Annotated in this window: 1 protein-coding gene and 1 pseudogene; both read right to left on the bottom strand. The window is 70.2% G+C overall.

Annotation, left to right across the window (positions count from 1 at the left end; all coding sequences use genetic code 11):
• On the bottom strand, positions 1-736 hold a 736-nt coding region (locus EES42_RS05940; protein WP_206433375.1), incomplete at its 3' end, for a sensor domain-containing protein.
• A gap of 234 nt (positions 737-970) precedes the next feature.
• Positions 971-1,383: pseudogene (locus tag EES42_RS05935) on the bottom strand (sensor histidine kinase); the annotation flags it as partial.

Here is a 1,383-nt window from a genome sequence, read left to right as displayed (position 1 = left end):
CCGAGACGCGGGTCGCCAGCCGGGACGGCCCGAGCAGCCCGGCCACCATCACCCGGTCCACGCTCACCAGACCACGGATGATCCACGGCGTGACGAGCACGAACACCAGGCCGACCGCGCTGGTCAGAGCCATCTCGACGGAGGAGTCGAGGTGGACCTGGTGGCCCCGGTCCGCGTACAGCTGAATGCCGTTGCTGCCCACGTCCGCCGGGAAGATCCACCGCCACAGCGGGTAGGTGAACAGGGTCCACCCACACATCCAGAACGTCAGCGAGACGACGAAGGAGAAGGTCGCCCACGGGAGGTACAGCAGGGTGTAGAGCAGATGGCGCCAGGACGCCCCGCTCTTGAGGGCCGCGCCCATCCAGGACATCGGGCTGCCGGTCTTGCCGCGCACCGGAGCCGGGGCCGCCACGTCCAGCCACAGCAGTCCGCGCGCCCGGGCCCGCTCCATCGCGCCGAAGCCCCGGCACATGGCCAGCGTGCCGGCCAGGATCGGCACCCCGAGGAAGGTGATCAGCATGCCGATACCCAGCGTCGTCAGGGTGATCGAGAGGCTGAACAGGACCAGGGCGATCGGCAGGCCCAGCAGCAGATAGCCGAATTCACGCCAGGTCCGGCCCTCGACGGGCGCGCGCAGCGCGGCGGGGAAGAAGTGCTTCACCGGGGGATGGTCCCCGAAACCGACTCCGGACCGCTGGTGGTCCCGAGTGTCCGGTCCGTATGCCGTGGCCATGGGTGCTGTCCGTTTCGGTGGTCTACGAGTGCTGGGTGCCAGGTGCTCGGTGCCGGGCCGGCTGCTCGGTGCCTGTTCCGGCCGTCATGACAAGGGTGCTGTTTCGCGGTCCGGCGCACCATGAGGTGGGTATCCCTCTTCGACCGGGGGTTTTCCCCACCTTCGCGCGTCCGGCTCCGCGCGTCCGGCTCCGCGCGTCCGGCTCCGCGCGTCCGGGCTCCGCGCCCTGCTTCCTCACTTCCGCACGCGCATCCGCTCACGTCTCTGTTCACGCTTCTGCTCACGCTTCTGCTCACGCGTCTGTTCAGGCTTCTGCTCGTGCGTCTGTGCGTGCGTCCGCTCACGGTCCCGCCAGGGCAGCTCCGCCGTGACCGTCGTGGGTCCGCCGACCGGTGAGTCGAGTACGAACAGTCCGTCGACGGCGCCCAGCCGCTCGGCCAGTCCCGCCATTCCCGTACCGCCGTCCATCCGGGCCCCGCCCCGGCCGTCGTCGGTGACCTGGAGCAGCAGCCGGTCCCCGGAGCGCCACACCTCGACGGACGCCGAACGCGCCGCGCTGTGCTTGCTCACGTTCTGCAACAGCTCGGAGACCGTGAAGTACGCGATCCCCTCGATGGCCTCCGCGGGACGCCCCGGAAGGTCCACGC

This window comes from Streptomyces sp. ADI95-17, from assembly GCF_003846175.1.
GTDB lineage: Bacteria > Actinomycetota > Actinomycetes > Streptomycetales > Streptomycetaceae > Streptomyces > Streptomyces sanglieri.
The sequence above is the reverse complement of the archived record's forward strand: the minus strand, read 5'-3'. Positions and strand labels throughout refer to the sequence as shown.